22 protein-coding genes and 1 riboswitch are annotated in these 22,351 nt (G+C 58.9%); of the genes, 7 read left to right on the top strand and 15 right to left on the bottom strand.

What is annotated here, in order from left to right:
- Positions 1 to 32: 32 nt before the first annotated feature.
- The gene (locus CXU21_RS02745; protein WP_102711624.1) at positions 33 to 266 is read right to left on the bottom strand and encodes a ferredoxin; all 234 of its coding nucleotides are present in this window, start codon (positions 264 to 266) and stop codon (positions 33 to 35) included.
- Between the two features lie 135 nt (positions 267 to 401).
- Between CXU21_RS02745 and lnt the strand changes: the two genes are divergently transcribed.
- A complete protein-coding gene (lnt, locus tag CXU21_RS02740; RefSeq protein WP_180972593.1) occupies positions 402 to 2,285 on the top strand; it encodes an apolipoprotein N-acyltransferase in 1,884 nt (627 codons plus the stop codon).
- Here lnt and CXU21_RS02735 read toward each other — a convergent pair.
- Both CXU21_RS02735 and CXU21_RS02730 read right to left on the bottom strand, forming a co-directional pair.
- Positions 2,258 to 3,001, bottom strand: coding sequence for a phosphodiester glycosidase family protein (locus CXU21_RS02735; RefSeq protein ID WP_102711603.1), 744 nt, complete (start codon positions 2,999 to 3,001; stop codon positions 2,258 to 2,260). The genes lnt and CXU21_RS02735 overlap by 28 nt on opposite strands.
- A gap of 10 nt (positions 3,002 to 3,011) precedes the next feature.
- Positions 3,012 to 3,914 carry a nucleotidyltransferase family protein gene (locus tag CXU21_RS02730; RefSeq protein ID WP_102724966.1) on the bottom strand — a complete coding sequence of 301 codons (903 nt, stop codon included), beginning with the start codon at positions 3,912 to 3,914 and terminating at the stop codon, positions 3,012 to 3,014.
- Between the two features lie 143 nt (positions 3,915 to 4,057).
- On the opposite strand from CXU21_RS02730, the gene CXU21_RS02725 reads away from it, so the two are divergent.
- Positions 4,058 to 5,374 carry a bifunctional UDP-3-O-[3-hydroxymyristoyl] N-acetylglucosamine deacetylase/3-hydroxyacyl-ACP dehydratase gene (locus CXU21_RS02725; RefSeq protein ID WP_102711599.1) on the top strand — a complete coding sequence of 439 codons (1,317 nt, stop codon included), beginning with the start codon at positions 4,058 to 4,060 and terminating at the stop codon, positions 5,372 to 5,374.
- A 67-nt stretch (positions 5,375 to 5,441) separates the two neighbouring features.
- Here CXU21_RS02725 and CXU21_RS02720 read toward each other — a convergent pair whose 3' ends face one another.
- Positions 5,442 to 6,401: a PfkB family carbohydrate kinase gene (locus tag CXU21_RS02720; RefSeq protein ID WP_102724965.1), complete on the bottom strand. Its 960-nt coding sequence runs from the start codon at positions 6,399 to 6,401 to the stop codon at positions 5,442 to 5,444.
- An 83-nt stretch (positions 6,402 to 6,484) separates the two neighbouring features.
- A riboswitch (Fluoride riboswitch) is annotated at positions 6,485 to 6,564 on the top strand.
- A gap of 217 nt (positions 6,565 to 6,781) precedes the next feature.
- On the opposite strand from CXU21_RS02720, the gene crcB reads away from it, so the two are divergent.
- Positions 6,782 to 7,150, top strand: coding sequence for a fluoride efflux transporter CrcB (gene crcB / locus CXU21_RS02715; RefSeq protein WP_102711715.1), 369 nt, complete (start codon positions 6,782 to 6,784; stop codon positions 7,148 to 7,150).
- A 12-nt stretch (positions 7,151 to 7,162) separates the two neighbouring features.
- Positions 7,163 to 7,513 carry a DUF190 domain-containing protein gene (locus CXU21_RS02710; protein WP_102724964.1) on the top strand — a complete coding sequence of 117 codons (351 nt, stop codon included), beginning with the start codon at positions 7,163 to 7,165 and terminating at the stop codon, positions 7,511 to 7,513.
- Here the strand turns inward: CXU21_RS02710 and CXU21_RS02705 are convergent.
- The 4 genes from CXU21_RS02705 to CXU21_RS02690 form a co-directional block, all read right to left on the bottom strand.
- Positions 7,510 to 8,670 carry an iron-containing alcohol dehydrogenase gene (locus CXU21_RS02705; RefSeq protein ID WP_102711593.1) on the bottom strand — a complete coding sequence of 387 codons (1,161 nt, stop codon included), beginning with the start codon at positions 8,668 to 8,670 and terminating at the stop codon, positions 7,510 to 7,512. The two genes, CXU21_RS02710 and CXU21_RS02705, sit on opposite strands and share 4 nt — an antisense overlap.
- Before the next feature lie 101 nt (positions 8,671 to 8,771).
- On the bottom strand, positions 8,772 to 10,067 hold the full coding sequence (locus CXU21_RS02700; RefSeq protein WP_146016925.1) for a hypothetical protein: 1,296 nt from the start codon (positions 10,065 to 10,067) through the stop codon (positions 8,772 to 8,774).
- A 459-nt stretch (positions 10,068 to 10,526) separates the two neighbouring features.
- Positions 10,527 to 11,414, bottom strand: coding sequence for a tyrosine recombinase (locus CXU21_RS02695; protein ID WP_102724962.1), 888 nt, complete (start codon positions 11,412 to 11,414; stop codon positions 10,527 to 10,529).
- 21 nt (positions 11,415 to 11,435) lie between these two features.
- Positions 11,436 to 12,569: a DNA adenine methylase gene (locus CXU21_RS02690; RefSeq protein WP_102724961.1), complete on the bottom strand. Its 1,134-nt coding sequence runs from the start codon at positions 12,567 to 12,569 to the stop codon at positions 11,436 to 11,438.
- A 271-nt stretch (positions 12,570 to 12,840) separates the two neighbouring features.
- Here CXU21_RS02690 and CXU21_RS02685 point away from each other — a divergent pair, with 271 nt between their 5' ends.
- The gene (locus CXU21_RS02685; RefSeq protein ID WP_146016924.1) at positions 12,841 to 13,431 is read left to right on the top strand and encodes a hypothetical protein; all 591 of its coding nucleotides are present in this window, start codon (positions 12,841 to 12,843) and stop codon (positions 13,429 to 13,431) included.
- A 124-nt stretch (positions 13,432 to 13,555) separates the two neighbouring features.
- Here CXU21_RS02685 and CXU21_RS02680 read toward each other — a convergent pair whose 3' ends face one another.
- Complete coding sequence (locus tag CXU21_RS02680) at positions 13,556 to 14,563, bottom strand: GGGtGRT protein (protein WP_102711581.1); 1,008 nt, start codon at positions 14,561 to 14,563, stop codon at positions 13,556 to 13,558.
- 45 nt (positions 14,564 to 14,608) lie between these two features.
- A complete protein-coding gene (locus CXU21_RS02675) occupies positions 14,609 to 15,301 on the bottom strand; it encodes an iron-sulfur cluster assembly scaffold protein (protein WP_102711579.1) in 693 nt (230 codons plus the stop codon).
- A 215-nt stretch (positions 15,302 to 15,516) separates the two neighbouring features.
- Between CXU21_RS02675 and CXU21_RS02670 the strand changes: the two genes are divergently transcribed.
- Positions 15,517 to 16,311, top strand: a complete 795-nt coding sequence (locus tag CXU21_RS02670) for a metallophosphoesterase (protein ID WP_180972592.1) — start codon at positions 15,517 to 15,519, stop codon at positions 16,309 to 16,311.
- A 32-nt stretch (positions 16,312 to 16,343) separates the two neighbouring features.
- Positions 16,344 to 16,895, top strand: a complete 552-nt coding sequence (locus CXU21_RS02665) for a hypothetical protein (protein ID WP_146016923.1) — start codon at positions 16,344 to 16,346, stop codon at positions 16,893 to 16,895.
- A 62-nt stretch (positions 16,896 to 16,957) separates the two neighbouring features.
- Here the strand turns inward: CXU21_RS02665 and CXU21_RS02660 are convergent, their stop codons facing one another.
- From CXU21_RS02660 to murA, 5 genes are all read right to left on the bottom strand, one after another.
- Positions 16,958 to 18,370: a tetratricopeptide repeat protein gene (locus CXU21_RS02660; RefSeq protein ID WP_102724957.1), complete on the bottom strand. Its 1,413-nt coding sequence runs from the start codon at positions 18,368 to 18,370 to the stop codon at positions 16,958 to 16,960.
- 102 nt (positions 18,371 to 18,472) lie between these two features.
- Entirely contained in the window at positions 18,473 to 19,369 is an 897-nt protein-coding gene (locus CXU21_RS02655) for a hypothetical protein (RefSeq protein WP_102724956.1), read from the bottom strand.
- Positions 19,370 to 19,401: 32 nt separating this feature from the next.
- Positions 19,402 to 20,487: a chorismate synthase gene (gene aroC, locus CXU21_RS02650; RefSeq protein WP_102724955.1), complete on the bottom strand. Its 1,086-nt coding sequence runs from the start codon at positions 20,485 to 20,487 to the stop codon at positions 19,402 to 19,404.
- A 130-nt stretch (positions 20,488 to 20,617) separates the two neighbouring features.
- A complete protein-coding gene (locus CXU21_RS02645) occupies positions 20,618 to 20,887 on the bottom strand; it encodes an HU family DNA-binding protein (RefSeq protein ID WP_022398307.1) in 270 nt (89 codons plus the stop codon).
- Between the two features lie 71 nt (positions 20,888 to 20,958).
- Positions 20,959 to 22,236: a UDP-N-acetylglucosamine 1-carboxyvinyltransferase gene (gene murA / locus CXU21_RS02640; RefSeq protein ID WP_102711567.1), complete on the bottom strand. Its 1,278-nt coding sequence runs from the start codon at positions 22,234 to 22,236 to the stop codon at positions 20,959 to 20,961.
- Between the last annotated feature and the right edge of the window lie 115 nt (positions 22,237 to 22,351).

Genomic DNA, 22,351 nt, shown 5'->3' with positions numbered 1-22,351 from the left:
CCGGGCGGTTTGAAAAATAGTATGGAACTATATTATTCGCCGTCGTCACCGATGGCTTCCACGGGGCAGCCTTCCATGGCTTCCACGCAGGCAGTCAGTTCTTCGTCGTTGTCAGGCTGCTTCTTGACGTAGGATACGCCTTCGTCATCATCCCGGCCAAAGTTTTCCGGAGCCGTTTCACGGCAAAGGTCGCAGTCAATGCAGGAGCTGTCCACGTAAAACTTGCCGGGGACGTTAAGAGGTGTTTTTTCGTCGATATCTGCCATATGTGTGATGGGTTGTATGAACTGCTCCCACTATTTCCGCATTTGGCTGAATTTTGCAATCTTTTTTGTTGCAGGAATGAGTCAGCATAAGGAAGAATGCCGGCGTGCCTTTTCCGGAAAAGAAGGCTTTTCACCATGAATACCGCTTCCCCCTCCCCCCCCCGTCCGCTGCCCGTCTGGGCAGGGCTGCTGCTGGCGGCCCTTTCCGGCGTATTGACGGCCTGTTCCTTCATTCCCGTGGACTGGAGCGGCTGCGTATGGATAGGCTTTCTCCCTCTGCTGACGGCGCTGTGGTACGGCCCCCGCCGGAAGGGGAGGAAAGGAGCCGCGGCGTATGCCCTGTACGGCTGGCTCTTCGGCGTGGTGTACTACGGCATTTCCTTCTGGTGGGTGAATGAGGTCAGCACGCTGGGCTATATTCCGCTGATGATTTTTTACGGGGGCCTGTTTCCCGGCGTCTGGGCGCTGGTCATGGGCGTGTTTTTCCGTCCGGACGCGCAGCCCCTGCCGGATGCGCGGCAGGCGGGGACGGACCGCAGGACCGCCTGGAAAGCCTGGGCCATGGCGGACATGCCGCCCAGCGCCGCCGCCGCGCTGGGGGGAGCGGCCCTGTGGGTGTGCCTGGAATGGGTGCGGGGCTGGCTGATACCGGGCTTTGGCTGGAACAACCTGGGCGTGGCCCTGTACGGCAATCCCCTGGCCCAGTGGGCGGAATACGCCGGGGTGACGGCCCTGGCCTTTATTCCGGTAGTCTTTTCCATCTGGCTCTGGCGCGTCTGCCGCCGGGCCGGAACCATGGTGGTGCATGAAGGCAGGCGCACCGTGCCCTGGGACTTCTTTTCCCTGGTGTCCGTCCTGCTGGTCATGTTTGTGGCGGGCGTGGTTTGGACGGCGCGCTACTCCCCCCAGTCTGACGCAGCTACCGGGAACGGCAAATGGACCGTTCCCGTCATGACCGTGCAGTTGAACCTGAGCCAGAAGGAAAAATGGGACGCCGCCAACAGGGGAGCCGTTTACAAGGCTTTGCTGGATACGACGGAGCAGGGGCTGCTGGACCTTCAGGCCCGCACCCTGGAGGAGGCCGCCAAAAACGGGACGGAGGCCTCCCTGGACCTGCCGTCCTGGGTGATCTGGCCGGAGAGCTCCTTTCCCATCTCCACATTTTACCTTGATTCCACGGGGGAACGCTTTCCGGGCCAGGACAACGTCAACTTCCTGAGCGCGGAGGAGGACTACGTCCAGGCCATCCGGAACAATCTGTGCAACTTCATCCTGCTTACGGGAACGGATGACATTTACCTTTCCGATGAAGGCCGCGTGGCGCGGGCCTACAACTGCCTCACCGTGTTTGAGGGGGACTACTCCACGGCCAGGCCGCATGCCAAGGCCATGCTGGTTCCCTTTGGCGAATACATTCCCATGCGTGAGACCTTCCCGTTCCTGGAAAAGGCTTTTGAAGCCTCTGCCGGAACGGCCATGGGGCTGAATTACACGCCGGGAACCTCCACTGAGCCCGTTCCCGTTCCCATCCGTCCGGGAAGCTCCGCCACGGTGGGCGTCATCCCCCTGGTGTGCTTTGAAGACGTGGTGGGGGGCTGGGTGCGCCGCTTCGTGCGGCAGGAGCCCCAGCTGATGGTGAACGTCACCAATGACGGCTGGTTCAACCGCTCCAGCGCCAATGAACAGCACTGGCGCAATGCGGCGTTCCGGTGCATTGAACTGCGCCGCTCCATGGTCCGTGCTGCCAATACCGGGGTCAGCGTGGCCCTGGCGCCCAACGGCGCGGTCATTGCGGATTTGAGGGATTCCTCCGGCTCCCCGTTTACCAGGGGGGTGATGAACGCCACGCTGCCCGTGGGCTGTACGGAAATGACCCTGTACGCCCTGTTCGGGGACTGGGCCGTCCTGGCCTGCTTCCTGCTATTTGCGGCTCTTTTCCTGCGCAGGATGAATGCGGGAAAGAGAAACGCCGGACCCGTGAAGGACGGCGTTTACCGGCGCGGCGCTACGCCCAGGTAATTCCGGACCTGCTTGAACGCGGGGTAGGAAATGCCGGACTCATGGCACCAGAAGGCGGAGGAAGAGCCTCCGTCCAGATTCAGCGCCGTCTTTACCCGGAAATCCCCCAGCGCTCCGGGAGTAGCCAGCCAGTCCGCCAGTTCCTTCAGCGTGACGGAGGATGAAACGCCGATGCACCACCGCTTGCCGCCGTCCGTGGCGATGAAGGTGCGGTAGGTGGACTTCTGCGCATTAAGTCCCTTGACGGCTGCGCCGTTCTCCACCAGAAAGGGGCCGCCCTGGATGGCCGCCTGCATGGCGGGCAGTTTTTTCATGCGTTTCAGCGCGGAACTGCGGACAAGGGCCAGACCGCTTTTGCCGTCCTCATAAACGACACCGGAAACGGCGAAGGAGCCCGTAGCCAGCGGAGAAAGGCGCTTGCCGTCCTGGACGACGAGGCCCAGCGGGGTTCCCTCCGCGTCCGCGCCGAAGAATCCACCGTTGACTCCGGCCACGCAGGGGCTCTTCCGCATGGCCTTGTCCAGGGAGCCGTACCGGGGAACCCTGACGCTCCCTTCATCCCGCACCAGAAGGCGGTGCGTGCCGGACTGGAAAAAATAGACGTTCAGCTTGTCCCGCATGGACAGGAAGCCGTCTTTTCTGGTGAACACGCGGTGTTCCGCCTGAACCGTGCCGCAGAAGAATGTAAGGAGAAGGAGAAAACGCAGGAAAGGCATGGGTGGGCAGTCAAGGAGAGAGATGAAAAATACGCCGTTCCGCACGGGTGCCGGCGGGAATGCGGACGCCGGGCCACACGATGCACTCCCGCAGGCGGCAGCCTTCCTCCACGACGGCGAGGGGGCCGATCACGCTGGCAGCGTCCACGGAGGCACCGGGAGACACTTCCGCGTCCGGATGGATGCGCGGAGCAGGGGAGGGAAAGTCCAGATGGGCCTGGATGTAGGACTCCGGAGTGCCCATGTCCATCCACAAGCCGTCGTCCGTCAGCACGCCGCGCAGACGGTCCTGGCGGATGTAATCCAGAAAAACGGGAATGATGGAAACGGCCTCATGGGGAGGGATGCGGCTGAAAACCTCCGGCTCCATGCAATACGCCCCGGTAAACTGGCAGGAGCCGGGGTCGCACCCCAGGGCGTGCCGCATATCCGTCACCAGTCCGGAAGAAGGGTTAAAGCCCACATTCCTCTTGTCTCCGGCAGTCCGCAGGGCCAGCGTTACGGCGGGGCGGGTCCGGAGATGGTTCTCCAGCAGGCGGTGCAGGTCAAAGGTGGCGGCCATGTCCCCGTTCATCACCAGCAGGGGTTCCTCCGCGGAAGCCCATGGCTCAATCTTCCTGACGCCGCCGCCTGAATCCAGCAGCACGGCTTCATGGCTGAAATGGACGGGGCACCCGTTCCAGGAACGGTCCGGGAACACCTGGGCCCAGGCTTCCGCCAGATGGTGCGTGTTAATGATGAACTCCCGGATGCCGCAGTCATAGCAGCGGCGCATGGAATGCAGCACCAGGGGCTCATGGAAAAAGGGAATCAGCGGCTTGGGAAGCACATTGGTCAGGGGCCGCAGGCGGGTGCCCAGCCCGGCGCCGAGAATGAATGCGCGGGAAATGCCGGAGCCTGCGGTGATGTGCATGGAACATCACTACCGGGAGAAAGGCGTTTTTTCAAGCGCCTTCTCCGGATGACACGCCGGAATGCCGTCCCTTCCCTGAATTTACAGGAAAATCCGTGATTTCGTGCTTTCCAAACGGGAGCTCATTCACTAGCATTCCCCGCATGGCATGTGGAAACCAAAGAACTGTTGGCTCTCCGGCCTCTCTGGCCGGTACCTCTTTGCATACGGGGCAGCCCGTGACCCTGACCCTGAAGCCGGCCCCTGCCGACTTCGGCATTAAATTCCGCCGTGTGGATATTCCGGACCAGCCCTTCATCAACGCAGACGTGGAGAAGGTGCAGACCGTGGAGCGCGCCACCAGCCTGGCGGAAGGCTCCGTCAAGGTGCACACCGTGGAGCACATTCTTTCCGCCCTCACGGGCATGGGGATTGACAATGCCGTGATTGAAATGGACGCCAACGAGCCTCCCATCGGGGACGGTTCCTCCGCTCCCTACGTGGAGCTGATCAAGAGCGCCGGCATTGTGGAGCTCGAAGTGCCGCGCCGCTATCTGGAAGTGCGGGAAGCCGTCACCATTGAAACCAAGGGCGGTTCCATCCTGACCATCCTCCCCTCCAAGGAATTCCGCGTTTCCGTGACCTGCGTGGGCCCGGAAAACCGCATCACCCAGTACTTTGACGCGGTCATCACGCCTGAAACGTATGAAAAGGAACTGGCCCCGGCCCGCACCTTCACGTTTTACGAGGACATCAAGCCCCTGCTGGAAAAGGGCCTCATCAAGGGCGGCAGCCTGGAAAACGCCGTGGTTATCCGCGGGGAAGAACTCATGAGCAAGGAGCCCATGCGCTTCATCAATGAATTCGCCCGCCACAAGGCCATGGACCTCATCGGCGACCTCAGCCTGTGCGGAAAGCCCATCCTGGGCCACGTGATCGCCATCAAGCCGGGCCACGGCCCGAACACCGAGCTGACCGCCAAGCTGAAGAAGGAACACCGCCGCAACCAGCAGATGGCCCCCAACCCGGTCAACGTGCCGTACGGAGACGCCGTGCTGGACATCAATGAAGTGATGAACCTCCTGCCGCACCGCTATCCCTTCCTGATGGTGGACCGCATCATCGGCTTTGAAGGGGAAACCAAGTGCCGCGGCCTGAAAAACCTGACGATGAATGAACTCTTCTTCCAGGGCCACTTCCCGGGGCATCCGGTCATGCCGGGCGTCCTGCAGCTGGAAGCCATGGCCCAGGTGGCCTCCATCGTCATGCTGAGGCAGCCCGGCAACGCCACCAAGCTCGGCTACTTCATGAGCGCGGACAAGATCAAATTCCGCCGTCCCGTGGTGCCCGGTGATACGCTCATCATTGAAGCGGAGCTGACCAAGATGCGCGGCAACATCGGCCAGGCCCTCGGCCGCTGCCTGGTGAACGGCCAGGTGGTATCGGAAGCCGAGCTCAAATTCGGCCTTCAGGACATCTGACCTGCCTGAACGCAAACCCGTCTTTAGAAAACCCCGGCGTGCATGTCCACGCCGGGGTTTTCCTTGATTAATTCTCCCGTATGGAAACGCAGCCGGAGGGAATGCGGCACATGGCCACATACTCTTCCAGGCGTTTGCAGAAAGTCTCCGCCGTCATGGAAAGAAGGGCATCCGCGGAAAATGACTCGCAGGTGAAGGAGGCGGCTACCGTGCCGTAAATAATGCCCCGCTTCATCTCCTCAAAGGAAGGGAGGCCCGGCGGCAGGGTGGCAAGATAACCGGCCAGGGCGCCCAGGAACGTATCTCCCGCTCCGGTGGGATCCACCAGGGTTTTCAGGGGATAGGCCGGGCAGCGGAAAATGGCGGTTTCTCCCTCCGGGCCGCGGCCAAGGAGCGTGGCGCCGTATTCCCCCTGTTTCACCACCGCATAAACCGCCCCTTTGGAAAGGAGGAATTCCCCTGCCTCCAGTACGGTGGACGCGTGGGCGTACTCCTTGGCCTCATCCTCATTCATCATGGTGATATGGGAACGGCTGATCACGGCGTCCAGCAGCTCCGGCTGGCGGCGCAGCCACTTGTCCATGGAATCGGAAAGCACCAGGGAGGCGTCCGGGCACTGTTCCATGCACTTGAGCTGCTGGGCCGGAACCATGCAGCAGCATACCAGCACCGGGTGGTTCCGGAGGGCCTCCGGCACGTGAACGTTCCATTCCAGCATCACGGAATCATTGGCGCAGACGGTCCTGCGCTTGTTCATATTGTCAAAATATTCCCCGGTCCAGGAAAAAGACGGTCCCTTCTTCCTCTCCACGCCGTCCATGCGCAGCCCCTTGGCCGCCAGGGCTTCTTCATAATGGGAGGGAAAATCCTCGCCAATGATGCTGACGGCGTCCACCCGGTCCGCGAACATCAGGGCCGCCACGGCCGCAAAGGAAACAGAACCGCCCAGCACGCCCTCCGCGCGGTCGCGGGGAGTGAGGATGGTATCAATTCCGATGGTTCCGGTGACAAGGAGGGGCTGGGACATGGAAGAAAGGGAATACGGATTTAAACCCGTGATCAAGAATAAAAGGCTGGAGATATGGAAAAAACGGGGTATTTTATCTGCACGCGCTTAAAGGAAATGAGGCTCTTCCCTGGGAACGCGCCCTAAACCGCCTGCACGGCAGGCTGATGGCTTCTGTATCACACCGGATGCAGAAGCTTTGTATCCGGTGAAGGACATCCCCCTACGAACATGAATGCCTTTAAACCAATTCCCGGACACGCCGGACGCCGCCATTCCGTTCAAGCAAATGGGCCCTTCTCCTCCGTCTTTGGCCGTCTTTTCCTGAAGCATCCGGCCACGGCCTCCCTGGAACCGCGCCCGCAGCCTTATTCCCATTCAACCGGAGAAAAGCCGCTATGATGAAAATGCTGCTGATGGTCGGGCTGGGAAGCTTTGCGGGAGGCGTGCTGCGCTTCCTGCTGACCCGTTTTATCCAGATCAACTCCATGAGTTCCTTTCCGTGGGGAACGGCGGCGGTCAACCTGCTGGGCTGCCTGGTCCTGGGCGTTCTCTACGGGCTGTTCAGCCGGGGACTCCTGCTGCATACGGAAACGCGGCTCTTCCTTACCGTGGGGTTGTGCGGCGGTTTCACCACCTTCTCCACGCTGATGAATGAATCCTTCCTTCTGCTGAAGGAAGGGAACTTTCCCGCCTTCTTTCTTTACGCCCTCCTCAGCTTTGCCGGAGGGCTCATTGCCATTGGCCTGGGGTACCTGGCCGCCAGATAAGGAAACCATCTTATGAACACTCCGGAAGAAACCCTCATGCTGCGCATCTACGTCAGCAGCACTGACACCGTCAGGCACACCCCCGTCCATGAGGCCGTAGCCTATGCCACCAGGCGCTACGGCATGGCCGGCTGCACCGTTTACAAGGGACTGATGGGGGCCGGACGGCATACGCGCCTGACGAGTCCCAAATTCTGGGAAATTGTGGAGAAGGTGCCCGTCATCATTGAGATTGTAGACACCTCCGAACGCATTGAAACATTCCTGGAGAAAATCTCCTGCTGGCTGGACAGGCTGCCGCACGGCTGCCTGGTGTGCACGCAGCCTGTCCGCATTCATTCCGTGGGCGGTTCCCGCTCCTAGGAATAGGACTTTTCCAGGATGCTGACAACATCCGCCGGAGTAAACTTGCAGCGGTCCAGCTCAAACAGGTTGCCCATGGTGGAGAAGGCCGTTTTGGCGTACTCCTCAAACAAATCCGGAGTAATGCCGTACTCGGACATCTTCAGCTTGTCCACGCCGCAGGCCTCCTTCAGCTTGTTCAGCCCGTTCAGGAAGCCGTCCACGGAAGCTTCCTGCCCCATGGCGGCGGCTACCCTGGCGTAACGTTCCGGGCAGGAGGGGGCATAAGCTTCATGGTAGGCCCAGGAAATCATGATCAGCCCCGCGCCGTGGGGCAGGGACGGATGGAAGGCGCTCAGGGCGTGTTCAATGGAATGCTCCGAGGTGCAGCAGGAAATCGTTTCCACAAAGCCGGAATACGTATTGGCCAGCGCCACGTAGGCGCGCGCCTCCAGGTCATCCCCGTTATGCACGGCGCGGGGAAGATACTTGGCGACGTATTCAATGGCCTGAAGGGCGAACATATCCCCCATGGGAGAGGCAATGGTGGCCATATACCCCTCCACGGCGTGGAAAAAGGCGTCAAAGCCCTGGTAGGCCGTCAATTTGGGCGGAACGGAAAGCATCAGCTCCGGATCCACGATGGACATGGTGGGGAAGGTGCCCTTGAAGCCGAAGCCAATCTTCTCCTGCGTATCCTCCTTCGTGATGACGGTCCAGGGGTCCGCTTCCGTTCCCGTGCCTGCCGTGGTGGTGATGCAGACAATGGGAAGGGGCTTGTTGGGAATGGGCAGGCCCCTGCCGGAACCGCCCTGGATGTAATCCCAGTAGGTTCCCGGATTGGCGGCCATCACGGCAATGCTCTTGGCGGAATCCATGCTGCTGCCTCCGCCCAGGCCGATGACGAAATCACACCCTTCCTCCCTGGCCAGGGCGGCCGCTTCCATCACGTGCTCCACCACGGGGTTGGGTTGAACCTTGTCAAAAACGACGCTGTCCACTCCCTGGTTCTTCAGCAGAGCCTGCACGCGGTCCAGATATCCGAGCCGCCGGACGGACGTGCCGCCGATGACGATCAGGGCCTTGGCGCCGGGCAGGGGGGCGGAACCAAGATTGTCCAAAGAACCCGCGCCAAAGAAAATCTGAGCGGGCATGAAAAACTGAAATGGCTGATACATGCCCCTACTGTATAAAAGGACGGCTCCAAACGTCAAGGATGCTCTGTGCATTCCATGGACGCCGGAGCCGCCGTTCAGGCAATAACCTTGTCTAAAGTGTGTTACGCGTCTTCAAAAAAATCGTCGCTCCGGGTGGGGTCCTGCTTGGGCGGCTTCGGCACATCCGTGCCTATGGCGCCGGGATCATCCATTTCACGGCTGGTCGTAATCGTGGTGGGAGGCGTTTTCCTTCTGGGCGTCCGCACTGCGGGGCGGGGCGCGGCGGATGAAGAGAAAGAAGAACTATCCGCCATGCTCTCGTCTTCCGAGGCAGTAACCATGCTCTTCATGCTCTGGATCAGCTTGTCCCGGAGCGTCCGGATTCCCTGTTCCCGGCGCACGGGGTCCACCGTCGTCCGGATCAGCGTCATCATGTTCCGTGTGGCATTCGCCTGGTCGCCCAGGTCAAAGCAATCCAGTTCACAGCGCCAGCGCAGGCGGTCCAGGATGGAGGAATCCTGTTCGTCGAACTCGTCTTCGGACGCATTGGCAATGCGGCCCTGCATGCCGGACTTCTTGCCGGTGGAAATGGCATGGCTGACCTTGCCCAGAGCCACCTCCATGGAAATTCTCTTGCTCCACGCCTGCCTGAGGGCGGGAAGGTTGCGCGTCTTACGGTAGCCCGTGAAGAACAGCTTGTCAAAAATCTCATCACGGTTCTTCATGGAATCAGGAAAAGCCTTGGAGGACATGCTGCTGATGCCCAGGGCTTCCCCCACCTCCGTATTCAGGACGGACTGTTCCGCTATGCGGGCTCCGGCTTTGCCGGCACCTCCTCCGTTGTTTTTGGAGGAAGCCGTGGCGGAGGGATCAATGAAATCCGGGTCCGCGCAGGCGGTGAGGTAGGCGTTCAGCAAATCCATGGCGGGCTTCTGGAACTCCGTCACGTCCAGGGTCTCCTCCTCCGCTCCGCCAGTGGAGCTTGACGTGGCGTTCATCAGGTTTTCCTTGAGCCGGGCCCTGAGCACCAGCACACCCCATTGATATTGAAGCATCAATCCTTTGCGGGCATTCTTGTCCTGGTACTTCTTGGCCTCGCGGTCCATCCAGTCCTTCAGGGAATTGGAGGCGATCTTCGCGCTCTTTCCCTGGCTCTTGTCCTTCTCCTTTTCCGCCTCCATCAGGAACTTCTTGGACTGGATAAGCAGGTCGTACGCGGCGCTGGGGTCTCTGCCCGCGGAATTAAGCTTGCTGATGGCGGCATTGATCACTTTGGTTTCCGCAGACCTGTTCAGGGCCAGGAGATTCTCCAAATCCTTGATCACCTTCTTCTTGGCATCATTATCCATGTGCTGGGCATAGCAGAGGGACCCCAAACCGAGGCCTCCGATAAGGCAAAGAGAGACGAAAGTATTCATGCTTTTTTTATTATGACGGATGAAAGATGATCTGGCAAGAGAGAAGCGCAGGAAAGGGACATCTAAATAAAGGGGAGTGTTATCTTCCGGAAGGAGGCTACAGGAAGATTTTTAACCCGGGGTAAGAAACCGAGGAATAGGAAATCTTTTGGAGGAAGCAAGGCATGCAGGAAGTTTTACCAGGGCCGGAAAGTTCCTCCGGTTCCCCTGGAAATGCCAGGTAATAAGGTATTCCTTCCGCTGGCGCCTGATGAACGGGGCAGTTCAGAAACCCCGTTGGAGAAGAAAAACAGACTGGAGCGTACCCTTATTCAATACTTCGCATAATATATGTAATGCAAAATATAGAGGTAGTGGACAAAGCCCGGAGAATACTATCTTCAACACTGTCTTTAAATAAGATATATCCCATCTGATACCCCCTTGAATATCTCCACGCACGAAATCCTGCGCCGCGCTTCATCCCCTGGGATGAAAACGGTGATGAATAGCGTTCAGCCGCTGCTGTTCCAGATGCGTGTATATCTGCGTGGTGGAAATATCCGCGTGGCCCAGCATCTCCTGAATGATGCGGAGGTCCGCGCCATTCTCCAGCAGATGCGTGGCGAAGGAATGCCGCAGGATATGCGGAAAAACGTGCTGGTCTATTCCGGCGGCCCTGGCGCGTTCCTGAAGAATCTGGCGCACCCGTTCCCTGGTCAGCGGACGCCCGCGCACCGTCAGGAAAATGTGGCTCTTCGTTCCCGGCTTGACCAGTTTGGGCCGCCCTTTCTCCAGATACGCCTTCAAGGCCTCCAGGGCCGATCTTCCCACGGGAACCAGCCGCGTTTTGTCCCCCTTCCCCATGACTCTGACGAACGCGTCATCAGCATCAAAACTCTCTAACTTGCAGTTGATTACCTCACTCACACGCATGCCGCAGGCGTAAATCATCTCCAGCAGCGCCCTGTCTCTGCACCCAAGAGGAATGTCTTGAACATCAATGCTTTCAAGCAGCTTTGAAACGGTCTGCTGATCCAGCACATGGGGAAGAGACAGCCCCTGCCGGGGCATTTCCAGAAAAGCGGAGGGGTCTTTCTCCAGAATACCCATCCCGGCCAGCCAGCGGAAAAAAATACGCAGATGCACCATTTCCACCCGCATGGAACTGCGGGCCATGCCGCGGATTTGCAAATGCCGCAGAAACTCCGTAAGCCTGCCGATGTCCACTTGGGAAAGATCGGCGTCCTCCGTTCCCAGGAACCGGGCAAACTCCTCCAGCGTCTGCCTCACGGAAAGCTGGTAGGCGGCGCTCAAGCCTTTCTCTGCGGCCAGAAAACGGATGAAACGTTCCAGATGGGCTTGCATGTCGTCTACCTCCCCTTCCCGTTAAAAACGTTCCACCAGGAACAGGAACTCCGTCACGTTCTGCGGGCGGTTCCTCAGATTCCGGCTCCCCCGGAAGGTGGCGTACGGCGTTTCCAGCGTCACAATGCGGCCCAGGCGCCCCAGGAACTCCGTCATCTCCTCATAGCTGATGAATCCCTCCGAACTGTAGGAAAGCAGAATAAACCTGGCCGGGCACTCTTCCAGCAGCCGGAACAGGGCCGCCGGAGCATGCTGGCGGCTGTTGTACGTGGAGCGCTTCCAATCCGTGGGAATGCCGGAAACGCGGCTGGTCTCCTCCGGCTTTTCATAGGAAGACAGCAGGTTCAGCATGAAATAATTGGAGCCGTACGGATGCTGGTTATAAGGGGGGTCCAGATACACCACATCCATCTCCGGCAATTCCGCAACCAGTTCATTGGCATCCCGGCAATGAATGGAATACTGGCATCCAAATCTGGAAAACACGGGAAACGGCAGAGAAATATCCCCCAGGATGCGGGCCAGGGCGTTGCCGCCCGTGCCGCCGAATTTGCCCACTCCCTGCTTGTCCTTGTAAAATCCCTTGAACACGCCGGACGTGTTTGTATGCACGGAGGCCTCCGCCAGAAGAGGGGCGATGAAATACGGCCTGACTTCTTCCGGAAGCAGGTTGATGGTCCGCCGGGCCGTATCCAGGTACACGGCATTGCGGCGCGTATAAAAAACGCGGTCTTCCGGCGTGATGCTGTCCGGATTTTTGGGAGCGTACAAATCCGTGATGAAACCCGGGGATTCATGCTCCTCCATATACCGCAGCAGGCGCCGGTAATGCCTCTCCAGCTCCAGATTCTCCACTTCCTCCGGGTTGCTCAGATAGCAGGTGTTGACGATGCGGCTGTATTCCTCCAGATCATTGACAATCAATTCCTCCGAATGCTTCTTCAGAAAACGGGCCACAATGCCGCTGCCGGAAAACAAATCCCCTGCCTTCAATTTCTCCTTCCCCAGGCGGCTTTTCACCTGTTCCAGCCCCGTACCCAGGAAATGCAGCAGGGAACGCTTATTACCCAGATACGTCACAATCTGTTCCGTCAGGTATCTGGGGTCTTCCTCGATCGGCTGCGCTGGGAGGGATGATGGCTCGTTCCGGGTCATATTACAGGTCTGAACCATCATACGGCACTCCCGCCTTTCCGTCAAGTTGAGGCCGGTCAAATAAAAGCCACTCTCTCTTCTGAAACTCTGATTATCTTCTTAAAATTCTCTCTCTTGCGCTCAAATCCCTTTTCTGCTTCCTTAAGATAGTTCTGTGCCTCCTCCGATCGGTTTCGGTTTCCATTGATCCGGTTCAATCATATCACCTTCTTACACATGCCGGAAGAAAGGCCTTTCCAAAACGGACGCGCATGCTATAGTGCCAACAATCATGAAAAGACATCTTCTGCCCTGTTCCCTGCTCTGCATGATCCTGGCGTCCATGACGGCCCTTGGCGATCCCGGAGACACGTTTTACGAAGCCAACCTTTCCCTGACGCGAGCCGCGCGGCTGGAGAAGGAGGGCGATTACAAGGCAGCCATGGAAAGCGGCAAGAAAGCCGCGGAGCTCCTTCAATCCCTGAAAAGTTCAACCCCGGAATGGAATCCGGAGTGGGTGGACGGCAAGCTGGCCGCCGCCGCGCAGCTGCAGCAGCGCGTGGAACCCCTGGCTCAAAAGGCCGGAGAGTCCAAAAAGGCGGACTATTCCCTGAAACCCGGGGAACGGAGGGATTTTACCCTGCAGCGCGCCTACAAGGCCCATGAACAGCAGAAACTGGTGGCCGGAACAGCCCCGGCCCCTTCTCCGGTCCGCGCCGCGGAACCCGGGAAAACTGTTGTACCCGCTTCTCCCGGGCGCACGGAAATCCGCGTGGTCAGGCCGGCCGCAGCCAGACCAATTACTGTTTCCAGAAGATCCGCGCCTTCACGCGGGCTGCCTCCGCGCACGGAGCGGGACGGACGGTTCCGCATCGGCAGCTGATTTCCGGAAGGAATCAGCGGGAGCCCGGCCCCTTCTTCCTCACCCTTCCCTCGTTAACCGGGCTAAAAAAGAGCCGCCTCCCTGCATTCAGGGAAGCGGCTCTGTGAATTTCTCAACAGGGAACTCAGGCGTTCTGCTTGGCGGCTTCTTCAACAGCCACGGCCACCGCTACGGAAGCGCCGACCATCGGGTTGTTGCCCATGCCGATGAGACCCATCATTTCCACGTGGGCGGGCACGGAGGAGGAACCGGCGAACTGGGCGTCGGAGTGCATGCGGCCCATGGTATCAGTCATGCCGTAGGAGGCGGGACCGGCAGCCATGTTGTCCGGGTGCAGGGTGCGGCCCGTACCGCCGCCGGAAGCCACGGAGAAGTACTTCTTGCCCTTCTCGTTGCATTCCTTCTTGTAGGTGCCGGCCACCGGGTGCTGGAAGCGGGTGGGGTTGGTGGAGTTCCCGGTGATGGAAACGTCCACGCCTTCATTCCACATGACGGCCACGCCTTCGCGCACGTCGTCGCAGCCGTACACGCGCACGGCGGCCTTCGGGCCCTTGGAGAAAGCCTTCTCCTGGACGATGTTCAGCTTGCCGGAAGCGTAGTCGAACTTGGTCTGCACGTACGTGAACCCGTTGATGCGGGAGATGATGTACGCGGCGTCCTTGCCGAGGCCGTTCAGGCAGACGCGCAGGTCCTGCTTGCGGACGCGGTTGGCGGACTTGGCAATGCCGATGGCGCCTTCAGCGGCGGCAAAGGATTCGTGGCCGGCCAGGAAGCAGAAGCATTCCGTTTCATCACGCAGGAGCATGGCGGCCAGGTTGCCGTGGCCCAGGCCCACTTTGCGGTCGTCCGCAACGGAACCTGGAATGCAGAAGGACTGGAGGCCTTCACCGATAGCTTCAGCGGCGTCGGCGGCCTTCGTGCAGCCCTTCTTGATGGCGATGGCGGCGCCCACCACGTAGGCCCAGCCGGCGTTTTCAAACGCGATGGGCTGGATGCCGTTCACGATTTCGCGAACGTTGATGCCCTTGGAAAGGCAGAGTTGTTCCGCTTCTTCAATGGAGCCGATGCCGTACTTGGCCAGGGCTTCATTGATCTGCTTGATGCGGCGGTCGTAGGATTCGAAAAGAGGCATAATGGTAATAGTGCTTGAAGTTGATAATCTCTTCTTAATTCAATCTCATTCGTGACGAGGATCGATGTACTTGGCGGCCTCGTCAAAACGACCGTAGTTGCCCGTGCACTTGGCCAGGGCTTCATTGGCATCCATGCCCTTCTTGATCATTTCCATCATCGGGCCCATGCGGACGAACTCGTAGCCGATGATTTCACCGTCTTCGTCCAAAGCCAGCTTGGTGATGTAGCCTTCAGCCATTTCCAGGTAGCGGGGGCCCTTGGCGCGGGTGCCGTACAGGGTGCCGATCTGGGAGCGGAGGCCCTTGCCGAGGTCTTCAAGGCCGGCGCCGATGGGCAGGCCGCCTTCGGAGAAAGCGCTCTGGGTGCGGCCGTACACGATCTGCAGGAACAGTTCGCGCATGGCGGTGTTGATGGCGTCGCACACGAGGTCCGTGTTCATCGCTTCCAGCACGGTCTTGCCGGGCAGGATTTCCGCGGCCATGGCGGCGGAGTGGGTCATGCCGGAGCAGCCGCTGGTTTCCACAAGGGCTTCTTCAACGATGCCGTTCTTGACGTTCAGCGTCAGCTTGCAGGTGCCCTGCTGGGGAGCGCACCAGCCCACGCCGTGGGTCAGGCCGGAAATATCCGTGATCTCCTTGGATTGCGTCCAGTTGCCTTCCTGCGGGATGGGGGCCGGACCATGGTTGCAGCCTTTCTTGACGCAACACATTTGTTCGATTTCGTGTGTAAACTGCATGGTATTAGGATGTTAATATGAAGATGGGCCTGCAGTCATCGGACAGCCCCACCTTGAGCGGGACAGATCATACCAGCAAAATCCCGATTGGCAAACACGAATGATTGAAAACCGGGCGAAATGCTTCATCATCAGTCCGGAGCCCGCCCCGCATGAAGTCACGCCCGCGTCATCCCCTTCTCAACAAACTTGCAATCATCTCTGTCTCAATACTGATGATCGGCTTTTCCTTATTCATGTGGGCGTGGCAGGTGGAACCCAGGCGCGTGGAAACCGTCACAACCGCGCAGGAAGTGCCGCAGTGGAAGGAAAAAGGCGGCTCCCCGCTCCGGATCGTGATCGCCGGAGACTTCCACCTGCGCCCGAACGGCGGCGACCAGGCGCGCCGGTACATGGAAAAAATCATGGAGGCGCAGCCGGACATGATCTTCCTGCTGGGGGACTACGCCAACGGCCACACCCGGGAGAGCAGCATGAGCCCGGAAACCGCCCGGGAATACTTCAAGATGCTGAAAGCCCCCCTCGGCGTCTTCGCCGTGCAGGGCAACCATGACCAGTACTACGGCTGGGACCTGTGGCGGAACATGTTCTCAGAGCTGGGCATCCTGCCCATGTGGAACGATTCCCTGCTGCTGCACCTCCCCGGAGGGAGGGACCTCCAGCTTTCCTCCGTGCGGGACGACTACCACCTGAGAATCAGGCCGGAGGAACTGCCGCTGCGCTTCTCCCCGGACATCCCCCACATCCTGCTCTCCCACGTGCCGGACATCTTCCCCCTGCTGGAGCCCGGCACGGCGGACGCCGTTATCAGCGCCCACACCCACGGCGGACAGATTTGCCTGCCCGGCGGCAAGCCCCTGGCTAACATCTCCCGGGAGAAGGCCAAATTCTCCTATCCCTGGTCCCAGCTGAACGGCACGCCCTTCCTCATCACGCGCGGGCTGGGGTGCAGCGTTCTTCCCCTCCGCTTCTGCTGCCCTCCGGAAATCATCGTGCTGGAAATCCAATAAAAGCAACCCTTCGGAACACTCCCTGTCAACCTATGCCTTCTCCCTTTTATTCACATGATATTTACCTGTTATTAACAATGGTGGGCATGGCCGTGGCGCTGGACTCGTGCTCCGCTCCCGTCAAGGCTCCGGAAGCCGTGGCCGGATGGTATGAAGGAACCCTCTACGAAGACAAACCCTTCTACATCACTAAAAACGCTGTCAGCTGGACCAGTGGTAGGAAAAAGGCGGACTTTGGCCACTGGACCGCCGCCAGCGTGTATGACCCCGCCATCCATCTGAAAGCGGAGGGCGGCACATTCACCATCTCTCCCGGCTACGGCTGGGACGGCGTCACCTGGGGAACCACCCCGCCGGACATGCTCCTCCCTTCCCTGTTCCACGACGCCATGCTGCACGCCAAAATGAACGGCGCGCCCATCGCCAGAAGCCAGATTGACCTGGCCTTCTACGATCTGATGACCACCCAGCACGCCAGCCACAAAGGTCTTTACTACCGCTTTGTGCGCCTCTTCGGTTGGTGCTTCACCCTTCCCCAGCACCCGCAGACATTGACGGTCCAACAGGCGCAGAAGGGAATATAATAGACGGATTCCTCTTGCCGCGCCAAAGTTGTAGCGAAGACTTTTCTCCCAACTCCCCAAATTCAACTTAAAGGCGCCTGCGACTGGCAAAATTCCACTTCCTTCTTTCCTCCCAAACGATGAAGCCTGAATTTGGCCACATCCACCAGGTTGGGAAAATCCCTCAATTTAGGTCCGGCAATCACCTTCTCCAGATATTCCTCCTCCTCATGAATGACTGACAAATAGTCGACCGACAGGCAGTTTTTGCCCGGCAATACCTTGAGGGACGAATCATGGTCATTGTAGGGATGCAAAGACAGAATTCTTAACTCTTTTTCGTCCTTGAAGGCGGCATCCTTCACCAGATGCCTCAGGTAAATAAGCATTTCCAGGGCAGTCTGCTGATATTCTTTGCTAATTGCCTTAAAATGATCCCGGATCCTCTTCAACGATTTTCCAATGTCCTCAACTTTCTTCAAGTCAGTTTTTTTCACAGAATTTTTTTTCATCTTAAATTCTTTATTCAAGCTGTATTCGATACATGCGGGAGTATAATAAACATGTTCGGAATCACGGTCATAATACAGCACCCAATAAAGCGGCAGCTTGCGGCATGCTGCTCCCTCTTCCTCGGAGGATTGTTCCTGATCCCTCTTCACGGCAACCATGGATGTTTCTCCGGGCCCGGCAAAAAAAGACCGGTTAAATACCAGGCAAAGCCCCGTTCCTTCCTCTCCGTTGTTCTTTCCATAAAGACGGAACTGGTTCAAGGAACCAATGGAAGAGGAAAAAGAGGTTTGCAATACGGCAAGATTACTGTGGATTCTTTGGAAAGGCATGCAGTCTACCCCCAGCAAGGACTGGAATACGGTCCCCTCCGTAGGGTCGTTGGCTGCCGCCAGACTGCATAACAGCAAGGGCGTTGCTTTACCCTTTGTTTCCTCTTGTTCCTGAAGCAAGGTTTCAAAGACGTTCGTGGAAGTATAATGCCCGACCTGATCAAGATCAGCACTAAGCAGATGCAGTAACCGATATTGCTCTACCCATAGATGACGGATACTCTGCAAATCCTTCCCAGAGCAGTCTTTCAATTTTTCCCTGCTTGCCAAAATATTGAAGTCTTCGTCCCCACTCCATAAATCCGGGAGGCTATCCCCGGACAAGCTGTCCCAAAATTCATCGCTTCCTATTAAAACTCTACGATTTCGCCTAATTTTTTCATGATTGGCATTAATCTGGAGAGCTTTAATGTAGCAGTCTAAAGCTTCTTTTTTTCTTCCGCAATAGCCTAATAAAACACCTTTATTATTCCAGGCCTTCTCATACTCAGGGTTGATCTCCAGAGCCCTGTTGTAGCTGTCCAGTGCTTCCTTCTTCCTCCCTAGAACAAACAATACAGTTCCTCTTTTGGAGTAAGCCTCAGCATTTTCAGGATTAAGAGCAATCTCATGCTCCCATTTCTCCAATTCTTCCTTCCATTTTTCTTCATCCATGCCAAATCAATCTTGAATGTATCCAATACTACCCAACAGGAAAGCCTTTGAAAAGCGGATAAATAGGAATGAAAACAATTCAGGGGAGAGAAGAATCCCCGCTTATTCCTCAATCGGCGTGGCTTCGGGAATGTATTCATTCCCGGCGGGAGCCGTCTGGCGGGTTTCCGTGACGAAGCCAAGCACGCGGTCCACGTCCAACTGGGACAGGACGGAGCGCACGTCCTGATCTTCCAGGAAGCGGGTGAGCTTGACGTCGTTGTAAAGGCCCTGCATGTCCCCCTTCTCCACCAGCAGGCGGATGGCGGGGTCTTCACTCAGGCTTTTCAGGCTCAGCACGCGGCTGGTGATGCGGGAGCGGGGCATGTAGCAGTCCAGCTGGGTGCGGCGCTGGTCGGAGAGTTCCGGGCTGAGCGTCACCAGGTAGGCAATCATTTTTGCCAGGGAGAGGCGTTCCGGATCGTGCTCCGGTGAGATAGTCACCAGCCATTTCAGATGGGGGTTGTCCGTGATGGACTTCTTGACGGAATAAATGGTAGGCAGGGAGATGGTGCGGCTGGGGTCCATATGGTACAGGGCCAGTTCACGGACGCGCTTCATTTCCGCCATGGAGCCGTAGTAGAAGATGCACATGACGCCCACCCAGCAGACAACCGCCGCCATCAGGATGGTGGTGACGATGCCCTTGGCCCCGCCGAAGCCCATGCGCCGCCCCCAGGAGAAGACGTCGCTGAACCAGAAGAGGCCGTGCATGAAGATGAAGAAGACCGCAGCCGCCCCCCCGACGGACAGCACGGTGACCATCCATTCCCGCGGATCGCTGGTGATGAAGGAGAGGTAGGTAAAGCCGTATTTGGACAGCCAGAAGTAAGCCGCCACGGCGGAGAGCACCGCCGCGCCGAACAGGAGCATCTTGATCATCCCTTTCAGCATGCCGAGCACGATGAAGCCGACCAGCAGCGCGCCCAATACCAGGTAGAATGTGAGGGAGGAGTCCATGAATGACGGGAAAGAAGCCGCGGAACCGGTTGTTACAGCGCCCGCTGGCAGCGCTGGCGCAGGTAGTGGTCGCACAGGCAGAGCCAGGCCATGGCCTCCACAATGGGCACGGCGCGCGGCAGCACGCAGGCGTCATGCCGTCCCCTGCCCTTGAGCCGGGCGTCCTCCCCTGCCTGGTTGACCGTCTGCTGGTCAATCATCAGGGTGGCGGTGGGCTTGAAGCCAATGCGCATCAGGATGTCCTCCCCGTTGGAGATGCCGCCCTGGATGCCGCCGGAGTGGTTGGTGACGGTGTGCACATGGCCGTCCCGCATGTAAAAAGGATCGTTGTGTTCCAGCCCGGTCATGTCCGCCGCCTCAAAGCCGGAGCCCACGGCAAAGGCCTTGGTGGCGGGAATGCTCATCATGGCATGGGCCAGCGTGGCGTCCAGCTTGTCAAAGACGGGGTCCCCCAGTCCGGGAGGACAGCCGCGCACCACGCACTTGACCACGCCGCCCAGGGAGTTGCCGGAGTCCCTCGCCTCCTTGATGGCGGCGATCATGGCTTCCACCACGGAGGGGTCCGCCGTGCGGACGATGTTGCTTTCAATGACGGAGGCCGTGACGGCTTCCCAGTCCACGGAGGCTTTCACATGGTGCACCCGGTCCACCCAGGCAAGGACGTCCATGTCCGGAAAGGCCTGCTTCAGCACGGCCCTGGCCACGGCCCCGGCGGCCACGCGGCCGATGGTTTCCCGCGCGGAGGCCCTGCCCCCGCCCGCCCAGGCGCGGATGCCATATTTGGTGTCATACGTGTAGTCCGCATGGGAGGGGCGGTACGTATGGGCCATTTCATCATAGGCGGAGGAACGGTGGTCCTTGTTCCGCACGCTGATGGCGATGGGCGTTCCCAGGGTTTTGCCGTCCAGCACGCCGGAGAGGATTTCCGCGCAGTCTTCCTCCTTGCGTGGGGTCACGATGTCGCTCTGCCCCGGCCTGCGCCGGTCCAGCTCCCGCTGAATGACTTCTTCCGTCACCGGGACAAGGGACGGACAGCCGTCAATCACCACACCCACCCCGGCTCCATGGGATTCACCCCAGGTGGAGATTCTGAACACCTGACCAAAACTGCTGGACATGGCGGCATTCTAGACGGCGGACCCCATCCGGTCAAGCCGTGGACAGCCCCAGCGGGACATAAAAAACACCCCGGTCCGCGGAGGACGGGGTGCTGAAAGAAAAGTGCTCTTTTTAGAAGCAGCTGCCTTCTTAGTCCTTCAGAGCGGAAGAGGCCTTGAAAGCAACCGTCTTGGAAGCGGGAATATTGATCGCCTTGCCGGTCTTCGGGTTGCGGCCGGTACGGGCTTCACGGGTCTTGGTAGCGAACGTACCAAAGCCGATGATCTGCACCTTGCCGGATTCCTGCACGCCTTCCTTGATGGATTCCAGCACAGCGGCCAGAGCTTCTTCAGCGTGTTTCTTGGTGGTATCGGCACCCAGCTTGTTTTGAATCAATTCGATCAGTTGAGCCTTGTTCATAGGACTTCGGTGAATAGCATACGGAATCCTGGCAGTAAAGAAAAAATGCGGTACACAAGCCCAAAACGGCGTTAATTGTCGTCATCCGGCTGCCTTTCCACGGCAGCGCCGATGGCCAGGAGCTTTTCATCAATCATTTCATAGCCGCGGTCAATGTGGTACAAACGGTGTATTTCCGTGGTGCCTTCAGCTTTCAAGGCCGCCAGCACCAGCGCGGCGGACGCGCGCAGGTCGGACGCCATGACGGGGGCGCCGCTCAGGGTTTCCACACCGGAGATGACGGCGGTGCCGTTGTCCACCTTGATGTTCGCGCCCATGCGCTTGAGCTCGGAGCAGTGCATGAAGCGCTGCGGGAAGATGGTGTCCTTCACCACGGAGATGCCTGGCGTGGTGGCGAAGAGGGCGGTCATCTGGGCCTGCATGTCCGTGGGATAGCCGGGATAGGGAGCTGTTTTGATTTCCCCGCATTTGGGGGTATTCCCGGCAATGATGGTGACGGTGTCCCCGCGTTCGTTGAATTCCACGTGGTGGCCGCATTTCCGGAGCAGGTCCGTCACCACGGCCATGTGCTCTTCACAGACGCGCCTCAGGGTCACGCCGTCCCCCATCATGGCGGCGGCCACCATGAAGGTGCCTGCTTCAATGCGGTCCGGAATGACGGTGTGGTTGCAGCCGCGGAGTTTTTCAACCCCTTCAATGACGATGCGGCGCGTTCCGGCGCCCTGGATATTGGCGCCCAGCTTGATCAGGAAGTTGGCCAGGTCCACCACTTCCGGCTCGGAGGCGGCGGATTCAATGACGGTGGTGCCTTCCGCCAGCACGGCGGCCATCATCAGGTTGTCCGTTCCCAGGACGGTAGGGCCGTGATCCCCGCTCAAATCCACCGTGGCGCCCTTCAGGCCCCCGGGGGCCTCAATAATCAGGTTGCCGCGTTCAATCTGCACCCGGGCGCCCAGCGCCTGGATGGCCCTGATGTGCAGGTCCACGGGACGGTCACCGATGACGCAGCCGCCCGGCAAGGGAATCACGCACCGTTGCATGCGGGCCATCAGGGGGCCCATCAGGCAGATGGAGGCGCGCATCTTGCGCACCTGTTCATAGGTGGCTTCCGAGTGCAGGTTCCTGGCTTCCACGCGCACGTTGCCGCTGGACCTCTCCACGGAAGCGCCAAGCTGGCCCATGATCTGCACCATGAAATTGGTATCGGAAACATCCGGCACACGGCGCACCACCACAGGCTCATCCGTCAGCAGGGACGCGGCCAGAATGGGCAGGGACGCATTTTTGGACCCGCTGATATTGACGGCTCCCCTCAGCGTAAAACCTCCGTGTACAACAAGCTTCTCCATAGTGGGTGGCAATTAGGTGACGGATTCTACACATTTGAGACGTCCATGCAACCCCAAAGAGCCCCCGGAACCGGACAATTTCCCGGAGGTTTCCCTTCCCGGAAAAGGCGGCGGA

The organism is Akkermansia muciniphila (genome assembly GCF_002884975.1).
Lineage (GTDB): Bacteria > Verrucomicrobiota > Verrucomicrobiia > Verrucomicrobiales > Akkermansiaceae > Akkermansia > Akkermansia muciniphila_C.
The sequence above is the reverse complement of the archived record's forward strand: the minus strand, read 5'-3'. Positions and strand labels throughout refer to the sequence as shown.

Coding starts and splice junctions, on each gene's coding strand:
- CXU21_RS02745 (WP_102711624.1), bottom strand. CDS start 266: ATGGCAGATATCGACGAAAAAACACCTCTTAACGTCCCCGGCAAGTTT.
- lnt (WP_180972593.1), top strand. CDS start 402: ATGAATACCGCTTCCCCCTCCCCCCCCCGTCCGCTGCCCGTCTGGGCA.
- CXU21_RS02735 (WP_102711603.1), bottom strand. CDS start 3,001: ATGCCTTTCCTGCGTTTTCTCCTTCTCCTTACATTCTTCTGCGGCACG.
- CXU21_RS02730 (WP_102724966.1), bottom strand. CDS start 3,914: ATGCACATCACCGCAGGCTCCGGCATTTCCCGCGCATTCATTCTCGGC.
- CXU21_RS02725 (WP_102711599.1), top strand. CDS start 4,058: ATGGCATGTGGAAACCAAAGAACTGTTGGCTCTCCGGCCTCTCTGGCC.
- CXU21_RS02720 (WP_102724965.1), bottom strand. CDS start 6,401: ATGTCCCAGCCCCTCCTTGTCACCGGAACCATCGGAATTGATACCATC.
- crcB (WP_102711715.1), top strand. CDS start 6,782: ATGAAAATGCTGCTGATGGTCGGGCTGGGAAGCTTTGCGGGAGGCGTG.
- CXU21_RS02710 (WP_102724964.1), top strand. CDS start 7,163: ATGAACACTCCGGAAGAAACCCTCATGCTGCGCATCTACGTCAGCAGC.
- CXU21_RS02705 (WP_102711593.1), bottom strand. CDS start 8,670: ATGTATCAGCCATTTCAGTTTTTCATGCCCGCTCAGATTTTCTTTGGC.
- CXU21_RS02700 (WP_146016925.1), bottom strand. CDS start 10,067: ATGAATACTTTCGTCTCTCTTTGCCTTATCGGAGGCCTCGGTTTGGGG.
- CXU21_RS02695 (WP_102724962.1), bottom strand. CDS start 11,414: ATGCAAGCCCATCTGGAACGTTTCATCCGTTTTCTGGCCGCAGAGAAA.
- CXU21_RS02690 (WP_102724961.1), bottom strand. CDS start 12,569: ATGACCCGGAACGAGCCATCATCCCTCCCAGCGCAGCCGATCGAGGAA.
- CXU21_RS02685 (WP_146016924.1), top strand. CDS start 12,841: ATGAAAAGACATCTTCTGCCCTGTTCCCTGCTCTGCATGATCCTGGCG.
- CXU21_RS02680 (WP_102711581.1), bottom strand. CDS start 14,563: ATGCCTCTTTTCGAATCCTACGACCGCCGCATCAAGCAGATCAATGAA.
- CXU21_RS02675 (WP_102711579.1), bottom strand. CDS start 15,301: ATGCAGTTTACACACGAAATCGAACAAATGTGTTGCGTCAAGAAAGGC.
- CXU21_RS02670 (WP_180972592.1), top strand. CDS start 15,517: ATGATCGGCTTTTCCTTATTCATGTGGGCGTGGCAGGTGGAACCCAGG.
- CXU21_RS02665 (WP_146016923.1), top strand. CDS start 16,344: ATGCCTTCTCCCTTTTATTCACATGATATTTACCTGTTATTAACAATG.
- CXU21_RS02660 (WP_102724957.1), bottom strand. CDS start 18,370: ATGGATGAAGAAAAATGGAAGGAAGAATTGGAGAAATGGGAGCATGAG.
- CXU21_RS02655 (WP_102724956.1), bottom strand. CDS start 19,369: ATGGACTCCTCCCTCACATTCTACCTGGTATTGGGCGCGCTGCTGGTC.
- aroC (WP_102724955.1), bottom strand. CDS start 20,487: ATGTCCAGCAGTTTTGGTCAGGTGTTCAGAATCTCCACCTGGGGTGAA.
- CXU21_RS02645 (WP_022398307.1), bottom strand. CDS start 20,887: ATGAACAAGGCTCAACTGATCGAATTGATTCAAAACAAGCTGGGTGCC.
- murA (WP_102711567.1), bottom strand. CDS start 22,236: ATGGAGAAGCTTGTTGTACACGGAGGTTTTACGCTGAGGGGAGCCGTC.